The following is a 19,088-nucleotide window of genomic DNA, read 5'->3' as shown; positions in this document are numbered from 1 at the left end:
GAAGTGAGAGGATGAGGACTGATCCGGGAGTAAGGATCAGAACAATAATTATGTGTTGCTGGCAATAACTATTGCAAATAGCGACAATCATATAGAAAAGGAAGGATAGCATATGAGTTTAGTACCTTATGTCATTGAGCAGACAAGCCGCGGAGAGCGTTCCTATGATATTTATTCAAGACTTTTAAAGGAGCGTATCATTTTCCTCGGAGAAGAAGTAAATGATGTGTCAGCAAGCGTGATCGTTGCACAGCTTCTGTTCTTGGAGGCAGACGATCCGGATAAGGATATCCAGCTGTATATTAACAGCCCGGGAGGATCTGTAACAGCAGGTCTGGCAATCTACGATACAATGCAGTACATCAAGTGTGATGTTTCAACAGTATGTATCGGTATGGCAGCCAGCATGGGCGCATTCCTGCTTTCTGGTGGAAAGAAAGGAAAGAGATTTGCCCTTCCGAACGCTGAAATCATGATTCATCAGCCATCCGGTGGTGCACAGGGACAGGCAACAGAGATTCAGATTGCAGCAGAACATATTCTTCGTACAAAGAAGAAATTGAATGAGATCCTGGCAGCAAATACAGGAAAGCCGCTGGAAGTGATCCAGCAGGATACAGAGCGTGACAATTTCATGTCTGCAGAAGAGGCGAAAGAGTACGGTCTGATCGACGAAGTAATAGTAAACCATTAATTGGTTATTGAGGTGACAGAATATGGCAGGAAAAAAGACTGAGGATATCGTAAGATGCTCGTTTTGTAATAAGACACAGTCCCAGGTTCGTAAGATGATCGCAGGACCGAACGGAACCTATATCTGTGATGACTGTGTTGCTATTTGTACCGAGATTATTGAGGAAGAATTAGATTTTAATGACAGAGCTGCACTTGACGATATTAATCTCCTGACACCGGAAGAGATGAAAGCTTTTCTGGACGAATATGTGATTGGACAGGATGAGGCGAAGAAAGTTCTTTCTGTTGCAGTTTACAATCATTATAAGAGAATTCTGGCAGAACAGGATCTTGGAGTAGAACTTCAGAAGAGTAATATCCTGATGCTTGGACCAACAGGATGTGGTAAGACACTTCTGGCACAGACACTTGCGAAAGTCCTGAATGTTCCATTTGCAATCGCAGATGCTACAGCACTGACAGAGGCAGGATATGTAGGAGAGGACGTTGAAAATATTCTCCTTAAGGTGATTCAGGCAGCAGACGGAGACATCGAGCGTGCAGAACACGGAATCATTTACATTGATGAGATTGATAAGATCACAAGAAAATCAGAAAATCCATCCATTACACGAGATGTTTCCGGAGAAGGTGTTCAGCAGGCACTTTTGAAAATCATCGAAGGAACAGTTGCGTCTGTTCCACCGCAGGGCGGAAGAAAGCATCCACATCAGGAGTTGATCCAGATTGATACAACGAACATCTTGTTTATCTGTGGTGGTGCTTTTGAAGGAATCGATAAGATCATTGAGACAAGAATCGATAGAAAATCAATCGGATTCAATGCAGAGATCGCATCAAAACATGAGTACGATATGGATGTACTTCTTCAGGAAGCGCTTCCACAGGATCTTGTAAAGTTTGGTTTGATCCCTGAGCTGGTCGGAAGACTTCCGGTGACAGTATCATTGGATCTTCTGGATAAGGATGCATTGATACGCATTCTTACAGAGCCAAAAAGTGCGATCGTAAAACAGTATCAGAAGCTTCTGGAGTTGGATGGCGTGAAGCTTGAATTTGATAAAGATGCTCTGTTAGAAATAGCAGAGACAACATTGAAGCGTAAGACAGGTGCGAGAGGTCTCCGTGCAATCATGGAGAATATCATGATGGATACGATGTTTACAGTACCGTCAGATAAGACAATCAAGGAATGCCGCATTACGAAGGAAGCGGTTCTTGGAGTGGAAGAACCGAAGTATACTCGTGATAGTGAGGAAAGAAAATCATTCCTGACATCTGAGAGCAAATAGTAACTGGATACAGGAATCCTGCAAACAGTTGCGGAGTATAAAACGAGGCGGGAGTGATGGGAGTACCATCCTACCCGCCTTTTCTAACGAGGAGGAATTGAATTGGACAACGAGACAAGAAGTCTCCCTATGGTTGCCTTAAGAGGATTAACAATCATGCCGGAGATGATCGTTCATTTTGATGTGAGCAGAGAACGCTCCATCGCTGCAATTCAACAGGCAATGGTTGAAGAGCAGGAGATATTTCTGGTTGCCCAGAAATCAATAGAGACAGAGAACCCCGGACAGGATGATGTCTATGAGACTGGAACAGTTGCATCTGTGAAGCAGCTGATCAAGCTGTCAAAGAAAGTTGTAAGGGTTCTCGTGGAAGGAAAGAATCGTGCGGTTCTTAAGAAAATTGAAGAGACAGATCCTTATCTTCGTGCAGAAGTAGAAGTTCTGGAAGAACAGGAGATCACGATTCCGGATGATCTGAATGCGGAAGCAATGATGCGCGGATTGAAGGAAATTATTACAGAATATGCAGCAAAGAATGGAAAGATTTCCAAAGAATCTGTTGCAGAAATTCTTGATATTACTGATTTAAAACGTCTGGTAAATGAAGTGGCTGCGAATATTCCATTGAAGTACAAGGATCAACAGGAACTTCTGGAAGAGCTGGATTTCTGGAGCAGATATGAGAAATTATCATTGAAGCTTGTGAATGAGATGCAGATCATGGAAATCAAAGAAGAACTTCAGAGAAAAGTAAAGAGCAAAGTAGATAAGCATCAAAAAGAATATCTTTTAAGAGAACAGCTGAAGGTGATTCGCGAGGAATTAGGTGAAGATACTACATTTTCAGATGCAGATGAGTTCGAAGAAGCATGTAGCAAATTAGATGCACCGGAAGAAGTAAAAGAAAAGCTCCATAAGGAAATTGGACGGTTTAAGAACACGATCGGTTCTCAGGCAGAAAATGGAGTAATCCGTACTTATATTGAGACAATCCTGGAGATGCCGTGGAATAAACGTGCCGAAGATAATACAGATATTAACTATGCGAAAGAAGTTTTAGAGGCAGATCATTATGGATTGGAACAGGTGAAAGAAAGAATCCTGGAATTCCTGGCTGTCAGAACACTGACACAGAAGGGAGAAAGCCCGATTCTTTGTCTGGTGGGACCTCCGGGAACAGGTAAAACTTCTATTGCCAAGTCCCTGGCACGTTCTCTTAAGAAACCGTTTGTGCGCATTTCTTTAGGAGGAGTACGTGACGAGGCTGAGATCCGTGGTCATCGTAAGACGTATGTCGGAGCGATGCCAGGAAGAATTGCAAATGGAATTCGCACAGCAGGTGTGAAGAATCCGGTACTCCTTCTGGATGAGATTGACAAAGTAAGTACAGACTATAAAGGGGATACGTTCTCTGCACTTTTGGAAGTACTAGACAGTGAGCAGAACAGTAAGTTCCGCGATCATTATCTGGAAGTGCCACTGGATCTGTCAGAGGTTACATTTATTACAACAGCGAATACCTTACAGACGATTCCAAGACCACTCCTGGACAGAATGGAGATCATCGAGATTACAAGTTATACAGAAAACGAGAAACTTCATATTGCAATAGAACATCTGATTCCAAAGCAGCTGGAAAAGCATGGGATTACAGACGAACAGCTCAGATTTAGCAAGAAAGCAATTTGGAAGATCGCACATAACTATACGAAAGAAGCAGGTGTTCGTCAGTTAGAACGTGAAATCGGAAATATTTGCCGTAAGGCGGCGAAAGAGCTTCTTACAACCGAGAAAGAGAAGATTACTGTGACAGATAGAAATCTTCATAAATTCCTTGGAAAAGAGAAATATTCTTATCAGATGGCAAATGCAGCACCGGAGGTCGGTATCGTACGTGGACTTGCATGGACAAGTGTCGGAGGAGATACGCTTCAGATTGAGGTGAATGTAATGCCGGGTAAGGGAGAGATCATGCTGACAGGACAGCTTGGAGATGTAATGAAAGAGTCCGCCCGTGCCGGAATCAGTTATATTCGATCTGTAAGCAAAAAATATGCAATCGCAGAAGATTTCTTCGAGAAGCATGATATTCATGTGCACATTCCGGAAGGTGCAGTTCCGAAAGACGGACCATCAGCCGGAATCACAATGGCAACAGCAATGCTTTCTGCTGTGACAGGCAAGAAAGTTCGCGCAGATCTTGCAATGACAGGAGAAATCACCTTGAGAGGTCGTGTGCTTCCGATCGGAGGATTGAAAGAAAAACTTCTTGCTGCTAAAAATGCAGGAATACAGACCGTGCTTATTCCAAAAGAGAACACAGCAGATGTGGAAGAACTTTCTTCTGAAATTACAAAAGGATTGGAAATCATTCCGGTTGAGACAATGGAAGAAGTCTTAAAGAAAGCACTGACAAGATAAAAAGATTGCTTCTGACAGCAGATTGCAATAGAATAGAAAGAAAGGAGGAGTAAACGACATGGTCATTAAAAATATAAATCTGGAAACAGTTTGTGGAATCACAAGCGTTCTTCCGGAAAACGATAAGCCTGAGATCGCATTTGCGGGAAAATCAAATGTAGGAAAATCATCACTGATTAATGCACTGATGAACCGTAAGTCTTATGCAAGAATTTCAGCAACACCGGGAAAGACACAGACAATCAATTTCTATACGATTAATGAGGAAATGTATCTGGTCGATCTCCCAGGGTATGGATACGCAAAGGTTTCTGAGCAGGAAAAGATTCAGTGGGGAAAACTGATCGAGCGTTATCTGCATACATCAAAACAGCTTAAGGCAGTATTCCTTTTGATCGATATCCGTCATGATCCATCTGCGAATGATAAAATGATGTATCAGTGGATCCTGGATCAGGGATATCAGCCAATCATTATCGCAACAAAGCTTGATAAGATTAAACGCAGTCAGGTACAGAAGCATATTAAAATGCTGAAGACAGGTCTGCAGCTTGTTCCTGGAACAAAAGTAATTCCATTCTCATCCCAGACAAAACAGGGAAGAGATGAGATTTGGGAATTGATTGAGACAGAATATCTCGGATATGGAAATGACGAGGGGGCAGAGGATGACAAATAAGCGCCCATACTGGCAAGTTGCCGTAAGCTTGCTTTTCAGCATAGCAGCAACAGTTGGATTTATACTGATCGGATGGAAATTACTTGGATTTCTCATGCCGTTTGTGGTTGGATGGATCATTGCATCCATCGCCACACCGGTTGTTAACTGGTTAGAAAAACGTTTGAAGATCAGAAAAAAATTAGGCTCCGCATTGATTATTATCGGAGTCCTGGCGTTGATGGGGACGCTGGGCTACTTTGCTGTCAGTTGGCTGGTTTCAGAAGTCAGCAGTCTGATCAAAGACTTCCCGGAAATGTATGTGCAGCTCGAAAAAGGACTCCATCAAATTGGAATTTCTATGTCCGGAATTTTTAGCAAACTGCCGGATGGAATCCAGAATGGATGGACGACAACTGTTGCGAATTTGGATGACACGATGGGAAATCTGATGTCAAAAATCAGTGAGCCAACGGTAAGTGCCGCAGGAAATATCGCAAAGCGTGTGCCAAGTTATCTGGTATCAACAATCGTTGCGGTTATGTCTTCTTATTTCTTTATCTCAGAGCGAGAAGAAGTTGTGACATGGGTCAAACAGATTGCGCCAAAGTCAGTAACTGAACGAATGATCATGGTGATAGATAACCTGAAATATGCGGTTGGTGGATATTTCAAGGCACAGTTTAAGATCATGGGAATTGTATTTTTGATTTTGGCTGTAGGACTTGGATTTTTGAGAGTCCATTACTTTGTATTGTCTGCATTTTTGATCGCATTTCTAGATTTCCTACCATTTTTTGGAACAGGAACTGCGATGATTCCATGGGCTATATATGCAGTCTTTATGGGAGATTATAAACGTGCGATTATGCTTGTTGTGATCTATGCAATTACGCAAATTGTCAGACAGCTGATCCAGCCGAAGCTTGTCGGAGACAGTGTCGGATTGAATCCGCTGGTTACACTGCTTTTGATTTATATTGGATATCGAATTGGTGGTGTGATCTGGATGATCCTTGCTGTTCCGGTTGGTATGGTCATTATAAATATGTGTCAGGCCGGTGCGTTTGATTATATTTTTGATGATATAAAGACGCTGATTGTCGGAATCTTGAAATTAAGAGACGAAGAGTAGTGTAGTTAAGAAACAAGGAAGTAATTGAAAGGAGAAAAATATATGAGCAATTATGATGTAATTATTATCGGTGCAGGACCTGGGGGAATCTTTGCAGCTTATGAGCTGGTAGAGAAAGCACCGGAATTGAAGGTGGCGGTATTTGAAGCCGGCAATCCACTGGAGAAGAGAAAATGCCCAATCGATGGAAAGAAGATTAAGAGCTGTGTGAACTGCAAGACATGCGCGATTATGAGTGGATTCGGTGGAGCAGGAGCATTTTCAGATGGAAAATACAATATCACAAATAATTTTGGTGGAACATTGTATGAGTATATCGGTAAAGAGACAGCAATTGAGCTGATGAATTACGTAGATGAGATCAATGTGAAATTTGGTGGTGAGGGTACAAAAATGTATTCCACATCAGGAACACATATTAAGAAACTCTGTATGCAGAATAAGCTGAATCTTTTGGATGCATCTGTTCGTCATCTTGGAACAGATATCAACTATGTTGTTCTTGAGAATCTCTATGCAAAGTTGAAAGATACTGTAGAGTTCCGTTTTAACTGTCATGTAGATGATGTGGAAGCGATTGACGGCGGATATCGCGTGATTACAAAGGATGGTGTAGATGAATGTAAGAAATGTATCGTTTCTGTGGGAAGAAGCGGAAGTAAATGGATGGAAAAAGTATGTGAAAATCTCGATATCACAACAAAATCCAACCGTGTAGATATCGGAGTTCGTGTGGAACTTCCAGCAGTTATTTTCTCACACCTTACAGATGAACTGTATGAAAGCAAGATTGTCTACAGAACAGAGAAGTTTGAAGATAAAGTCAGAACATTCTGTATGAATCCGAATGGAATCGTTGTAAATGAGAATACAAACGGAATCGTTACAGTAAACGGACATAGCTATGAAGATCCGGCGAAGCAGACAGAGAATACAAACTTTGCGCTTCTTGTGGAGAAACATTTTTCAGAGCCGTTCAAAGACAGTAATGGATATGGTGAAAGTATTGCACGCCTGTCTAATATGCTTGGAGGTGGCGTTCTTGTACAGCGCTTTGGTGATCTGATCCGAGGAAGAAGAAGTACACCGGCACGTATTGCAGAGAGTTTTCTGACACCGACACTTTCCGCAGAACCGGGAGATTTGAGCCTTGTATTGCCGAAACGTATTCTTGATGGAATCATTGAGATGATCTACGCTTTGGATAAGATCGCACCTGGAACAGCAAATGATGATACACTGCTCTATGGTGTAGAAGTTAAGTTCTACAATATGGAAGTGAAACTGGATGAACATCTTGAAACAAAACACAAGGGCCTGTATGTGATTGGAGACGGAAGTGGAGTGACACATTCATTGTCCCATGCATCAGCAAGTGGTGTGTTCGTAGCAAGAGAGATTGCAGAAGAAGTGTAAATTGATAGAAGTTAATAGTTAAAATAAAGGGGAGTTTTTCATTTGCAGAAATTACATGAAGTGTGTTTGTGTATTGCAGGTGAAAAACTTCCCTTTTTTCTTATGTATAAAAAAGAAACTTGAGTTTTTGTTGTTTTTACAAATAAAACAGTTGGATTTTGTTGATTCTTAATTAAAGCGTGTTGAGATTTATTGGAATCTCCTTGACAGAAAGGCATATAGATAGTATTATTTATAGTAAGAGAGTTTATAGCTGAGACTGGGTTACTGTTCACTCCCGTGTCAATCACTTCGCTGATTGACACGGAGGATGCATGTTTTGGCTTGAATGCATCTCGCCCCATCGCCAAAGGCGATTTAAAATGGCGAGATGTGTTGCTGGTCACATCGTGTGAACAGTAACGAGACTGGCTGTGAACAGAGAATGTTAGTGGATTAACATACAGGATTGTATGAATGAGAATTACAGAATCTATGTGAAAGAGAGGAACTGACAGATGGCGAATGATCACGGAGAACAGATTAGAATTGTACAGGAAACAGTTGCAGGTAAGGAGATTACATTTGCACATGTAATGGGAGGTCCGGCTCCGATTATTTATCAGAAACTCGGATTAAATCCACATCTGGATTATCGTTCTTCTGCAATTGGAATTATGAATATGACTCCACCGGAGTCAGCAGTTATCGCATCTGATATTGCAGTGAAAAGCGGTAATGTTTATCTTGGATTCGCAGACCGTTTTACAGGCACACTGATTATTACAGGAGAGATTTCTGATGTTACATCTGCATTGACAGAAGTTGTGGATTATTTCAGAGATTCTCTTGGTTATGTAGTCTGTGATATTACAAAACGATAGGAAGTGCGCTTATGGAACGGGAACGTATAACGAGAGAAGAGCTCATGGAGCGTCTGTTTCATGATGACTATGAGAATCTGAAAGGAAAGAAGCTTCGTATGACTCGTGTGCGCGTGCCGGGGAAGGAAGTCTGCATGGCGCATATTATCAGTAGATCAGATGAGGTTATTTACCAGAATCTGGGATTACATATTGGAACTCATGAAGGTGAGGATCACACAGGAGAGTCTATCGGACTTCTGCGTTTTACACCGTGGGAAGCAGTTGTGGTTGCTGCAGATGTAGCATTCAAGAGCGCAGATGTTGAGATTGGATTTATGGACAGATTCTGCGGGACACTAATTCTGACCGGCGGATTGACACAGGTACAGACAGCGGTGGAAGAAGTAGTTCGATTTTTTAATGAGAGACTTGGCTTTGCAGTGTGCGAGGTTCATAGAAGTTAAGAAGACAGAGGCGTAACAGGATGAAAAAGATATTTTTGATGGGGAGAAGTGAAGCGGGGAAGACTTCACTGACGCAGGCTCTTAAGGGAGAAGAACTGCATTATGTGAAGACACAGTATACGAATACAGAAGATGATACGATCGACTCTCCGGGAGAGTATGCAGAGTCTAAGCATTTCAGTGTTGGACTTGCCTGTTTTTCATTTGAGGCAGACGTGATTGCTATGGTGCAGGCTGCAGATGAACCGTTCAATCTGTTCGGACCTGGAAGCAGATGTTTTATCCAACGTCCATTGATCGGAATCATTACAAAGATTGATTCACCGTACGCAAATGTTGATATGGTGAGACTTTGGATGAAGAATGCCGGATGTGAGCGCATTTTCGAAGTAAATAATAAGACGCGGGAAGGTATCAAAGAGCTCATAGATTATCTGAATGAGCCTGTGGAAATACTGACATTGGATCGTGCCAGATATAAACAGTCATTGGGATTGAATGACTGGGATCCACTACCGGAAGGTGTAGAGTATCCGGATGGCATGTAGATATCAAAAGATTAAGGTGACTGTTCAGAGCCAACCTTCAAAATGCTACGCATTTTGAAGGTGTGGCGTATCCGCCAAATAAAATTTCAAAAACAGTCTTAAAAATGCAAGCATTTTACATCTTTTTTTGAAATTTTGCTTGGCTCTGAACAGTTACAGATTAAGAAAAATTAAGAAAGATATCCCTCTTGAGATATTTCTGGAAGATAGAATATGCTATAATGATTATGTAGCAATCAGTTCAATCAACAGAATGACATCAGGAGGGATTTTTATGTTATGGACAAGAAGTGAATTAAAGGGAAGAGCAAAGTTCCTGTTGAAACAGAATTATTGGTATTCTGTTCTTGCAGCATTGATTTATACGTTTCTTTTGGGAAATGGATTTACGCATTCTTATAATATACTAAAAAATAAGAATAGTGAGGTGGAAACTTCGATACAAGGTTTTCATCCGATTCTAATGTTTGGGATTGCAGCAACTGTAGCAGTTGTGGTTGTAATTTCATTTATTGTATATCTGGCTATTGCCTATTTCCTATGGAATCCAATGACTGTCGGCTGTTGTAAATTTTTCAAAAATGGAAGAGACGGAAGACAGGATGTGAAAGATATTTTCCGTATGGTAAGAGATTGCAATAAGACAGTACGTATGACAATGCTTCTGAAGACAATTTATCTTACATTGTGGTCACTGTTATTTATTGTTCCCGGTGTGATCAAAGGATATGAATATGCAATGGTACCGTATCTTCTGCTTGACCATCCGGAGATGAGCAGACAGGAGATTTTTGCGGAGAGCAAACGAATGATGATGGGGAATAAATGGGATGCGTTTGTGCTGGATCTTTCCTTTATCGGCTGGCATTTGCTGGGGGCATGTACGTTTGGGATCTTAACTTTTCTTTATGTAAATCCGTATCAGTATTATACAGAGGCAGAGTTGTATCATGTGCTGAGAGATAGAATGTAAATATAGATTCATATTATGAAACTTAGAATAAAAAGTTCACGGCTGGTTGTATATGATCAGCTGTGAGCTTTTCTTTTGCAAAATAAAAATAGAAGACAACTCAATATTTTCTATTGACATTAAAAACCAATGTGATAAACTTGTTTATACAGGAACTGTTCACAAGTGAACAATTCACTGGTAAACAGTTCCTGCGTGTGAAGATAGAAAGGAGGATTACAATTTTGTGTGAAGAACATTTTCATATCGGTCCACAGGTACATAAAATGGATCGTTCCATTTCAAAATTACTTGAGGCGAGAGTAAAAGCGGAAGGGTTGGATGAAGTAACCCTTATGCATGGATGGATTTTGCGTTATCTCTATGAACATCAGGATGCAGAGATTTATCAGAAAGACATAGAGAAGTATTTCGGAATCTGCCGTTCGGGAGTGACGAATATCATTCAGGCTTTAGAGAAGAAAGGACTTGTCTGTCGTGCTTCGGTTGCGAGTGATGCAAGGCTGAAAAAGGTTATGCTGACAGAGGCAGGACGCGAAAGTCACGAAAAGCTTGGAGAGATTTTCAAGCGAATGGACGCAGAACTGGAAGAAGGAATTACCGAAGAAGAATTACAGGCATTTTTGAGAGTGACTCATAAGGTTCATCTCAATCTAAGAAAAATGAGAGGAGAGAATTCATGATTCGTACTTTATTAAAAGAAGTAAAAGAGTATAAGGCAGCATCGATCGCGACACCGATTTTCATGATTCTTGAAGTTTTATTTGAGACATTGATCCCGTTTTTGATGGCATCGATCATTGATAAAGGGGTTAATACGGGTGATATCCACCACATTTATAAAGTGGGTGGAATCATGATCGTAGCAGCATTTTTAGGCCTGCTTGCCGGAATGGCGGGAGGACGTTATGGAGCAAAGGCTTCTACAGGTTTCGCAAAGAATTTGAGAAATGCAATGTTTGATCGGATTCAGACATATTCGTTTGCAAATATTGATCATTTCAGTACAGCAGGACTGGTAACGCGTCTGACAACAGATGTAACAAATGTGCAGAATGCGTATCAGATGATGTTACGTATGATGATGAGAGCACCGGCAAGTATGGTATGTGCGATGGTGATGGCATTTGCGATCAATGCAAGGCTGGCAAGTATTTATCTTGTGGCAGTCTTGATTCTTGGAATTATTTTGTTTTTTATTATCCGTCATGCAACTGCATATTTCCAACAGGCATTTCCGAAATATGACGCATTGAATGAGTCTGTTCAGGAAAATGTTTCTGCAATCCGTGTTGTAAAGGCATATGTAAGGGAAGAGGAAGAGACAAGTAAATTTAAGCGTGCAAGCAAGAATATTTATGATATTTTTGTAAAAGCAGAGAAGAATGTTATCTGGAATGCGCCAATCATGATGTTTACAGTTTACACCTGTATTATTTTAATCAGCTGGTTCGGTGCGAAGATGATTGTTGTGGATTCTCTTACAACCGGAGAACTGATGAGTCTTCTTGCTTATTGTATGAATATTCTTATGAGTCTGATGATGCTTTCGATGGTTTTCGTCATGATTTCCATGAGTATGGCAAGTATGTGCCGTATTGCGGAAGTGCTGAATGAAAAAACAGATATTCACAATCCAGAGCATCCGGTATATGAAGTCGCAGACGGAAGCATTACATTTAAAAATGTAGACTTTTCTTATAAGAAAGACAGTGCAGAGAAGGTTCTCAAAGACATCAATCTGGAGATTCGTTCCGGAGAAACGATTGGAATTATCGGAGGAACCGGAAGTGCGAAGACAAGTCTGGTCAATCTGATCAGTCGTCTGTATGATGTGACGGACGGAGAGATTCTGGTTGGTGGAAAAAATGTAAAAGAATATGATCTTGAGGTGCTCCGTAATCAGGTGTCTGTAGTGCTTCAGAAAAATGTCTTATTTACAGGAAGTATTTTAGACAATCTCCGTTGGGGAGACAAAGAAGCGACAGATGAAGAGTGTATCCAGGCATGTAAACTGGCCTGTGCAGATGAATTTATCGAGCGCTTCCCGGATAAATATAATACGCATATTGAACAGGGCGGAAACAATGTGTCCGGTGGTCAGAAGCAGAGACTCTGTATTGCAAGAGCATTGCTAAAGAAGCCGAAGATCCTGATTCTTGATGACAGTACAAGTGCTGTTGATACTGCAACAGATGCGAAGATCCGACGTGCATTCCGTGAAGAGATTCCGGATACGACAAAGCTGATCATTGCACAGCGTGTATCCAGTGTTCAGGATGCAGACCGTATTATTGTGATGGATGAAGGAAAGATTCATGGATTCGGAACACATGATGAACTGCTTGTGTCAGATGAGATTTATCGCGAGGTATATGAGTCTCAGACACAGGGAGGCGGAGATTTTGATGAAAATGGAGGTGAAGCATAATGCGCGGACCAATGGGAAAACCAAAGAATAGAGTGGAAAATCCTGGGAAATTACTTAAACGTTTGATGGATTATATTTTCCGGGATTATAAATTTCACTGCATTATAGTATTCATCCTTATTTTTGTAGGAGTTATTGCAAATGTTCAGGGAACAATGTTCACAAGAGATTTGATTGATAAATACATTACACCGTTTTTATTGTCCAGTGATACACCGAACTTTACACCGCTTGCACATGCAATCGGAAAAGTTGCTTGCTTTTATGGAGTCGGAATCGTGGCAACTTATACTTACAACCGAATTATGATCAATGTGACACAGGGAATGATGATGAACATGAGAAATGATCTGTTCAGTCACATGGAGAAACTTCCGATTAAATATTTCGATACACATGCGCATGGCGATATTATGTCAATCTACACGAATGACATTGATACACTTAGACAGATGGTAAGCCAGAGTATTCCGCAGATTATCAACAGTGGATTTACAATTGTCAGTGTATTTATCAGTATGTTGATCTTGAATATTCCACTGACAGCAGTGACGATGGTTATGGTTGCGATCATGATCTGGGGAACAAAGAAAGCTGCCGGACAGAGTGGAAAATATTTCCTTGAGCAGCAGAAGAATCTTGGTAAGGTCAACGGATATATTGAAGAAATGATGAACGGCCAGAAGGTTGTGAAGGTATTCTGTCATGAAGAAGAAAGTAAGACAGAATTCAAAAAGTTGAATGAGGATCTGTTTGTAAGCGCAGACCGTGCAAATACTTATGCAAACTTCCTCGGTCCTATGAATGCGCAGATTGGAAATATCAGTTATGTAATGTGTGCAATCGTTGGAGGTGCACTTGCTCTTAACCATGTCGGTGGATTTACATTGGGCGGTCTGGCAAGTTTCCTTACATTTAATAAAAGCTTCAGTATGCCGATCAACCAGGTGAGCCAGCAGCTGAATGCGATTGTTATGGCACTCGCAGGTGCGGAACGTATCTTTACACTTCTGGATGAAAAAGTGGAAGTGGATGAAGGTTATGTTACATTAGTTAATGCGAAAGAAGAGAATGGAAAACTGACAGAAAGTGAGAAACGTACTGGCCGCTGGGCATGGAAACATACACATCAGGCAGATGGTTCTGTTGATTATGTTGAGTTAAAAGGGAATGTTGTATTTGACGGAGTGGATTTCGGATACAATGATAACAAAATCGTCCTTCATGATGTGAAGTTATATGCAGAACCGGGGCAGAAGATTGCTTTCGTAGGTTCAACAGGAGCCGGTAAGACGACAATTACAAATCTGATCAATCGTTTCTACGATATTCAGGATGGTAAGATCCGCTATGACGGAATTAATATTAACAAGATCAAGAAAGCAGATCTTCGACATTCTCTTGGAATCGTATTGCAGGATACACATTTGTTTACTGGTACAGTGAAAGATAATATTCGTTTTGGAAAGCTGGATGCAACAGATGAAGAAATCATTGCAGCAGCAAAGCTGGCAAATGCAGATGGATTTATCCGCAGACTTCCGGAAGGGTATGACACGGTGATCACCGGAGATGGAGCAAACTTAAGTCAGGGACAGCGACAGCTTCTTGCGATTGCCCGTGCGGCAGTAGCAGATCCACCGGTATTGATTCTGGATGAGGCAACAAGCTCGATCGATACCCGCACAGAGCGTATTATCCAGGAAAGTATGGACCGGCTGATGCATGGGCGTACTACCTTTGTGATCGCACACCGTTTGTCAACAGTTCGTAATTCTGACTGTATCATGGTACTTGAACAGGGAAGGATTATCGAGAGAGGTACACACGACCAGTTGATTGAAGAGAAAGGTAAGTATTATCAGCTGTATACAGGAAATGCAATATCAGCGTAGAAGAAAGTAGAGATAAAAAAGAACTGAACCCAGATAATTAATGTCAATGGGTTCAGTTCTTTTTGAAATAGAAATCAACGTTCAGTAAAATCTAAAGCTTCATGTGCGAGTTTACGTTCAGCTTCCCCAGCAGAACGGTATTTCAAAAGAAAATTCACTTCATTTTTTGTAAGAAGAATGTCGTTTTCACTATTTTCAATTTTAATACAGAAATAGTTTTTTACTTCAACTGATGATGGATTCTTTGCATTGCAGTACTGAGTGATAAGCGAGTCGACAGAGGTGTGATAGATCCAGGATAGTTCAGCAAGAAGTTGAAGGTTTGGTTCACGTACGCCGGTTTCATAATTTGAATAAGCCTGATGAGTGATATGCAGCTTTTTGCCGATCTGAGCCTGCGTGTAGTTATATTGCTTTCTCAAACGCCGTAGATTATCCGCAAGTTGAATATTTGCCATAGTTTCACCTCCGTTTCTATCATCCGTTAAGGTTCAAGGATGTCTTTTCCCTCAATGAGATATTCATAAGAAACGTCGAAGATCTCAGTTAGAGCTTTCAATTCTATGTCTGTAACGTAACGTTTGTTGGTTTCTATTCTTGTAATTACATTTTTGTCCATATCATATCCGCGCAATTGGAGTTTGTAAGCTAAAAGTCTCTGTGACATATGGCGTTGCCGACGAAGTTCAATGAGCCTTTTGCCGATCAGATTCTTCTCTCCGGTAGTAGGTGTTCGTTTTGGCATAGTTCTAATCCCTCCTGCAAATAGTGTGAACAGGTTTGTCTCGTTTTTTGCACTTTTAATGATTTTACATGGAATTGAGTAACCAAATGGTTGGAATAATGAGACAAATGGAAAATAATTGTATGATTTGTAATGATTGATCTCCGAAGATAGTGTATAATGTATTCCAAAGATATTTTAGAGAACTAGGAGAAAATACACCATGTATGAAATAATGACTGCCGATGAAGCAATCCGGCTGATTCGGGACGGAGACTGTATCTGTGTGAATTCATTTGTCGGAATAGAGAATCCAATTGAACTTCACGAAGCAATTTACAGAAGATACCAGAAGATGCAGTCCCCAACACATCTGACAATGATTTCCAGTGCCGGTTTTGGTGTCTGGGATGATGAACATAATGCAGAAGGATACATCAGAGAGGGTGCTGTGGACAAGCTTATCTGCGGGCATTTTGGAGCAATGCTCAGTACAAAGAAACTAGTTTTAGAAGACCGGTTTGAGGCATACAATCTTCCGCTTGGATGCATTTCACATGCAATCCGTGCACAGGCCGGAGGTCTCCCGGGTGCACTTTCAAAGGTTGGCTTGGATATATTTGTAGATCCAAGAAAAGAAGGGCCTGGAATTAACAGAATCTCAATTGATGATTCACTGGTCAGGCATGTGGAAGTGGATGGAGAGGAATTTCTCTATTATAAATTACCGAAAATTAATATTGCACTGATTAAAGGAACAGCAGCAGACCGAAAGGGAAATATTACTTTTGACGATATGTTTATGTCCGGTGATGCGCTGTCTATTTGTCAGGCAGTAAAAGCGAATCGCGGCAAGGTGATCGTACAGGTAGACCGCCTGGTGGACACCCCGTCACGACCGAGAAATGCAATTATTCCGGGCTGTCTGGTAGATGCGATCGTTGTGGCAGAACCGGAAGCAAGAAATGAAGCCTATACAGCACTGACTGGAAGCTTTGAGATTCCATATGAAGAGTGGAACACATGGAGTGAGCGTTTAGATTCTGTCTCAGTGAAACAGTCAAAGAACAGTACGGTGGCAAATATCATCGGAAAACGTGCATCGAAGGAATTACGTGTAGATGATATTGTAAATATTGGAATCGGTATTCCGGAGATGGTTTCTCGTTTTGCAAGAAAGAGTGGAATGCTTGATATGGTGACATTGACGGTTGAATCCGGAGGAATCGGAGGATTTCCGGTTTCAGGAGAAGCATTTGGAGCAATGATCGGTGCGGCATCTGTCTATGATATGGCAAACCAGTTTGACCTTTATGATAATGGTGGCCTCGATGTCTGCTTTATGGGCGCGCTTGAAGTGGATAAAGAAGGAAATGTGAATGCACACCGTGGACCGGGAGCGTTTGCCGGAATCGGAGGATTTGCGAATATCACAGCTAAGACACCAACCGTTGTTTTCTGTTTCAGCTTTACGGCAAAAGGACTGGAAGTTTCACAGAAGAAGGGGATTGTTGAAATTGAGAAGGAAGGTTCTATTTCAAAATTTGTAGATCGAGTCAAGAGTATCAGTTTTTCTGCCAGACGTGCGATCGCAAATGGACAGAAGGTACTTTATGTGACTGAACGCTGTGTATTTCGCCTGACACCGAAGGGGTTGAAATTGATAGAAGTATATCCTGGAATCGATGTGCAGAAAGATATTTTAGATCTTCTGCCATTCGAAGTGGAAGTATGATATAGAAAATCAATGCAAAATAAGATGAAGATTTGTTAAAATAGTTCATGGACTTCATCACGTTAAATTGATACAATTTATCCACAGGACAACAGAAAGGACATTATTATTATGGAAAAAGGTACAATTTTTAAATTTCATAATGATCTTGATACAGATCAGATCATCGCATCCCAGTATCTGCTTCTGCCGAACTTAGATGAGATGAAGAGCCATACATTTGAATCATTGGATCCGGATTTTGCGAAAAAAGTAAAACCGGGAGACTTCGTAGTCGGAGGAGAGAATTTTGGTTGTGGATCCTCCAGAGAGCAGGCACCGGGTGTGCTCAAAGCACTTGGAGTACAGGCTGTCATTGCAAAATCATTTGCAAGAATCTTCTATAGAAATGCAATCAATATCGGACTTCCGGTCATTGTCTGTAAGGAGCTTCCGGATGAGGTGAAGACAGGTGATACAATGGAACTTCGCATGTCTGACGGAACAGCTGAGGCGAATGGAAAGACTTATTCCTGTACAAAGCTGCCGGAGTATATGCAGAATATTCTGAATCAGGGTGGACTGATTGCTTCACTGAATAAGGAGGACTAGAACTATGGGAATGACAATCGCAGAGAAGATCATCGCTGCTGCAGCCGGTGTGGACAGCGTAAAACCGGGAGATATTCATACAGTAACATTGGACAGAATGATGAGTAATGATGGAACGACGCATCTTACTGTGGATATGTATAATAACAAATTAAAGAATCCTCGTATTGCAGATCCGAAGAAACTGGTATTCATTGTGGATCATAATGTGCCGTCAGACAGTCCGAAGACAGCGGCATCTCAGAAGAAGATGAGAGATTTTGCAAAAGAGAACGGAATTGACTTCTGGGAAGGAAAGGGTGTCTGCCATCAGGTTATGATGGAGAACTATGTCCGTCCGGGAGAACTGATCTTCGGAGCTGACAGCCATACTTGTTCTTACGGAGCACTCGGAGCGTTCGGTACAGGTGTCGGATGTACAGACTTCCTTTATGGAATGGTGACAGGACAGTCCTGGGTACTCGTTCCAGAATCAGTGAAATTCAATCTGATTGGAGAACTTCCGGAAGGTGTTTATGCAAGAGACCTGATCCTGACAATTATCGGTCAGGTTGGTGCGAACGGATGTAACTATCAGGTGATGGAGTTCACAGGAGAAGGAGCAAAGACACTGAGTATCAGTGATCGTATCGCACTTTGCAACATGGCAGTAGAAGCCGGAGCCAAGACAGGTATCTTCGAGGCTGATGAAAAAGCAATGGAATACCTGAAAGAGCATGGCCGTGAGCCGAAAGCTGTATTTCACAGTGATCCGGATGCGCATTATATCAGAGAGTATACAATCGATCTTTCTAAAGTGGAACCGGTCGTGGCAAAACCTGATTTTGTAGATAATTTAAGTCCGGCAAAAGAAGTGCGTGGAATTAAGATTGATGAAGCATTTTTAGGTTCCTGTAATAATGGACGTATTGAAGATCTTCGTGTCGGAGCAGAAGTCATCAAAGGAAAGAAAGTTGCAGATAAGGTCCGTTTCCTTGTTGTTCCGGCAAGCCAGACAATTTACCGCCAGGCTCTTAAGGAAGGACTTCTTGACATTTTCATGGAGGCAGGCGCAATTGTAATGAATCCGAACTGTAGTGTCTGCTGGGGAAGCTGCCAGGGAGTTATCGGTGAAAATGAAGTTCTGATCAGTACAGGAACACGTAATTTCAAGGGTCGTGCAGGACACCCAAGTTCAAAAGTATATCTTGGATCCGCAGCAACAGTTACAGCATCAGCAATTAAGGGCGAGATCGCACTTGCATCTGATCTGTAAGGTGATGGG

The 19,088-nt window shown here is 41.5% G+C and carries 18 protein-coding genes; 16 read left to right on the top strand and 2 right to left on the bottom strand.

Going from position 1 to position 19,088, the window contains the following annotated elements:
* Nucleotides 1-112 precede the first annotated feature (112 nt).
* From clpP to ACZ47Z_RS10410, 13 genes are all read left to right on the top strand, one after another.
* A complete protein-coding gene (gene clpP / locus ACZ47Z_RS10470) occupies nt 113-694 on the top strand; it encodes an ATP-dependent Clp endopeptidase proteolytic subunit ClpP (RefSeq protein WP_015529615.1) in 582 nt (193 codons plus the stop codon).
* A 22-nt stretch (nt 695-716) separates the two neighbouring features.
* The gene (clpX, locus tag ACZ47Z_RS10465) at nt 717-1,988 is read left to right on the top strand and encodes an ATP-dependent Clp protease ATP-binding subunit ClpX (protein WP_054752330.1); all 1,272 of its coding nucleotides are present in this window, start codon (nt 717-719) and stop codon (nt 1,986-1,988) included.
* Between the two features lie 129 nt (nt 1,989-2,117).
* Nucleotides 2,118-4,409 carry an endopeptidase La gene (gene lon / locus ACZ47Z_RS10460; protein WP_416388980.1) on the top strand — a complete coding sequence of 764 codons (2,292 nt, stop codon included), beginning with the start codon at nt 2,118-2,120 and terminating at the stop codon, nt 4,407-4,409.
* Nucleotides 4,410-4,467: 58 nt separating this feature from the next.
* A complete protein-coding gene (gene yihA, locus ACZ47Z_RS10455; RefSeq protein WP_015529618.1) occupies nt 4,468-5,088 on the top strand; it encodes a ribosome biogenesis GTP-binding protein YihA/YsxC in 621 nt (206 codons plus the stop codon).
* A complete protein-coding gene (gene ytvI, locus ACZ47Z_RS10450) occupies nt 5,078-6,202 on the top strand; it encodes a sporulation integral membrane protein YtvI (RefSeq protein ID WP_020436462.1) in 1,125 nt (374 codons plus the stop codon). The genes yihA and ytvI overlap by 11 nt, the downstream gene beginning before the upstream one ends.
* A 42-nt stretch (nt 6,203-6,244) precedes the next feature.
* The gene (locus tag ACZ47Z_RS10445; RefSeq protein WP_226901255.1) at nt 6,245-7,618 is read left to right on the top strand and encodes an NAD(P)/FAD-dependent oxidoreductase; all 1,374 of its coding nucleotides are present in this window, start codon (nt 6,245-6,247) and stop codon (nt 7,616-7,618) included.
* Nucleotides 7,619-8,115: 497 nt separating this feature from the next.
* On the top strand, nt 8,116-8,481 hold the full coding sequence (locus ACZ47Z_RS10440; RefSeq protein WP_020436463.1) for a BMC domain-containing protein: 366 nt from the start codon (nt 8,116-8,118) through the stop codon (nt 8,479-8,481).
* A gap of 11 nt (nt 8,482-8,492) precedes the next feature.
* On the top strand, nt 8,493-8,927 hold the full coding sequence (locus ACZ47Z_RS10435) for a BMC domain-containing protein (RefSeq protein ID WP_015529622.1): 435 nt from the start codon (nt 8,493-8,495) through the stop codon (nt 8,925-8,927).
* A 20-nt stretch (nt 8,928-8,947) separates the two neighbouring features.
* Nucleotides 8,948-9,475: a EutP/PduV family microcompartment system protein gene (locus ACZ47Z_RS10430; RefSeq protein ID WP_055148280.1), complete on the top strand. Its 528-nt coding sequence runs from the start codon at nt 8,948-8,950 to the stop codon at nt 9,473-9,475.
* A 274-nt stretch (nt 9,476-9,749) separates the two neighbouring features.
* On the top strand, nt 9,750-10,448 hold the full coding sequence (locus tag ACZ47Z_RS10425) for a DUF975 family protein (RefSeq protein ID WP_070103786.1): 699 nt from the start codon (nt 9,750-9,752) through the stop codon (nt 10,446-10,448).
* 224 nt (nt 10,449-10,672) lie between these two features.
* Nucleotides 10,673-11,131 carry a MarR family winged helix-turn-helix transcriptional regulator gene (locus tag ACZ47Z_RS10420; protein ID WP_226865947.1) on the top strand — a complete coding sequence of 153 codons (459 nt, stop codon included), beginning with the start codon at nt 10,673-10,675 and terminating at the stop codon, nt 11,129-11,131.
* The gene (locus tag ACZ47Z_RS10415) at nt 11,128-12,879 is read left to right on the top strand and encodes an ABC transporter ATP-binding protein (protein ID WP_196019931.1); all 1,752 of its coding nucleotides are present in this window, start codon (nt 11,128-11,130) and stop codon (nt 12,877-12,879) included. Before ACZ47Z_RS10420 ends, ACZ47Z_RS10415 begins: the two co-directional genes overlap by 4 nt.
* A complete protein-coding gene (locus ACZ47Z_RS10410) occupies nt 12,879-14,774 on the top strand; it encodes an ABC transporter ATP-binding protein (protein WP_196019929.1) in 1,896 nt (631 codons plus the stop codon). Before ACZ47Z_RS10415 ends, ACZ47Z_RS10410 begins: the two co-directional genes overlap by 1 nt.
* 74 nt (nt 14,775-14,848) lie before the next feature.
* On the opposite strand, the gene ACZ47Z_RS10405 is transcribed toward ACZ47Z_RS10410, so the two are convergent.
* Together ACZ47Z_RS10405 and ACZ47Z_RS10400 are read right to left on the bottom strand one after the other, a co-directional pair.
* Nucleotides 14,849-15,232: a helix-turn-helix transcriptional regulator gene (locus tag ACZ47Z_RS10405; RefSeq protein WP_020436468.1), complete on the bottom strand. Its 384-nt coding sequence runs from the start codon at nt 15,230-15,232 to the stop codon at nt 14,849-14,851.
* Nucleotides 15,233-15,258: 26 nt separating this feature from the next.
* On the bottom strand, nt 15,259-15,519 hold the full coding sequence (locus ACZ47Z_RS10400; protein ID WP_054752341.1) for a helix-turn-helix domain-containing protein: 261 nt from the start codon (nt 15,517-15,519) through the stop codon (nt 15,259-15,261).
* Between the two features lie 202 nt (nt 15,520-15,721).
* On the opposite strand from ACZ47Z_RS10400, the gene ACZ47Z_RS10395 reads away from it, so the two are divergent.
* The 3 genes from ACZ47Z_RS10395 to ACZ47Z_RS10385 all read left to right on the top strand — a co-directional run bounded on the left by ACZ47Z_RS10395 (nt 15,722) and on the right by ACZ47Z_RS10385 (nt 19,079).
* Nucleotides 15,722-17,233, top strand: coding sequence for a CoA-transferase (locus tag ACZ47Z_RS10395; RefSeq protein ID WP_015529634.1), 1,512 nt, complete (start codon nt 15,722-15,724; stop codon nt 17,231-17,233).
* Nucleotides 17,234-17,344: 111 nt separating this feature from the next.
* Complete coding sequence (locus ACZ47Z_RS10390) at nt 17,345-17,824, top strand: 3-isopropylmalate dehydratase small subunit (RefSeq protein WP_015529635.1); 480 nt, start codon at nt 17,345-17,347, stop codon at nt 17,822-17,824.
* A 4-nt stretch (nt 17,825-17,828) separates the two neighbouring features.
* A complete protein-coding gene (locus ACZ47Z_RS10385) occupies nt 17,829-19,079 on the top strand; it encodes a 3-isopropylmalate dehydratase large subunit (RefSeq protein WP_015529636.1) in 1,251 nt (416 codons plus the stop codon).
* The last annotated feature ends 9 nt before the right edge of the window (nt 19,080-19,088 follow it).

Source organism: Mediterraneibacter faecis, assembly GCF_055383675.1.
This window is presented reverse-complemented; position numbering and strand designations above follow the sequence as displayed.

What these genes read in the sequence shown, in the direction of transcription:
- ACZ47Z_RS10395 (WP_015529634.1), top strand. Translation starts at nt 15,722, where the DNA reads ATGTATGAAATAATGACTGCCGATGAAGCAATCCGGCTGATTCGGGAC.
- ACZ47Z_RS10405 (WP_020436468.1), bottom strand. Translation starts at nt 15,232, where the DNA reads ATGGCAAATATTCAACTTGCGGATAATCTACGGCGTTTGAGAAAGCAA.
- ytvI (WP_020436462.1), top strand. Translation starts at nt 5,078, where the DNA reads ATGACAAATAAGCGCCCATACTGGCAAGTTGCCGTAAGCTTGCTTTTC.
- ACZ47Z_RS10400 (WP_054752341.1), bottom strand. Translation starts at nt 15,519, where the DNA reads ATGCCAAAACGAACACCTACTACCGGAGAGAAGAATCTGATCGGCAAA.
- yihA (WP_015529618.1), top strand. Translation starts at nt 4,468, where the DNA reads ATGGTCATTAAAAATATAAATCTGGAAACAGTTTGTGGAATCACAAGC.
- ACZ47Z_RS10425 (WP_070103786.1), top strand. Translation starts at nt 9,750, where the DNA reads ATGTTATGGACAAGAAGTGAATTAAAGGGAAGAGCAAAGTTCCTGTTG.
- lon (WP_416388980.1), top strand. Translation starts at nt 2,118, where the DNA reads ATGGTTGCCTTAAGAGGATTAACAATCATGCCGGAGATGATCGTTCAT.
- ACZ47Z_RS10430 (WP_055148280.1), top strand. Translation starts at nt 8,948, where the DNA reads ATGAAAAAGATATTTTTGATGGGGAGAAGTGAAGCGGGGAAGACTTCA.
- ACZ47Z_RS10445 (WP_226901255.1), top strand. Translation starts at nt 6,245, where the DNA reads ATGAGCAATTATGATGTAATTATTATCGGTGCAGGACCTGGGGGAATC.
- ACZ47Z_RS10415 (WP_196019931.1), top strand. Translation starts at nt 11,128, where the DNA reads ATGATTCGTACTTTATTAAAAGAAGTAAAAGAGTATAAGGCAGCATCG.
- ACZ47Z_RS10410 (WP_196019929.1), top strand. Translation starts at nt 12,879, where the DNA reads ATGCGCGGACCAATGGGAAAACCAAAGAATAGAGTGGAAAATCCTGGG.
- clpP (WP_015529615.1), top strand. Translation starts at nt 113, where the DNA reads ATGAGTTTAGTACCTTATGTCATTGAGCAGACAAGCCGCGGAGAGCGT.
- clpX (WP_054752330.1), top strand. Translation starts at nt 717, where the DNA reads ATGGCAGGAAAAAAGACTGAGGATATCGTAAGATGCTCGTTTTGTAAT.
- ACZ47Z_RS10390 (WP_015529635.1), top strand. Translation starts at nt 17,345, where the DNA reads ATGGAAAAAGGTACAATTTTTAAATTTCATAATGATCTTGATACAGAT.
- ACZ47Z_RS10440 (WP_020436463.1), top strand. Translation starts at nt 8,116, where the DNA reads ATGGCGAATGATCACGGAGAACAGATTAGAATTGTACAGGAAACAGTT.
- ACZ47Z_RS10435 (WP_015529622.1), top strand. Translation starts at nt 8,493, where the DNA reads ATGGAACGGGAACGTATAACGAGAGAAGAGCTCATGGAGCGTCTGTTT.
- ACZ47Z_RS10385 (WP_015529636.1), top strand. Translation starts at nt 17,829, where the DNA reads ATGGGAATGACAATCGCAGAGAAGATCATCGCTGCTGCAGCCGGTGTG.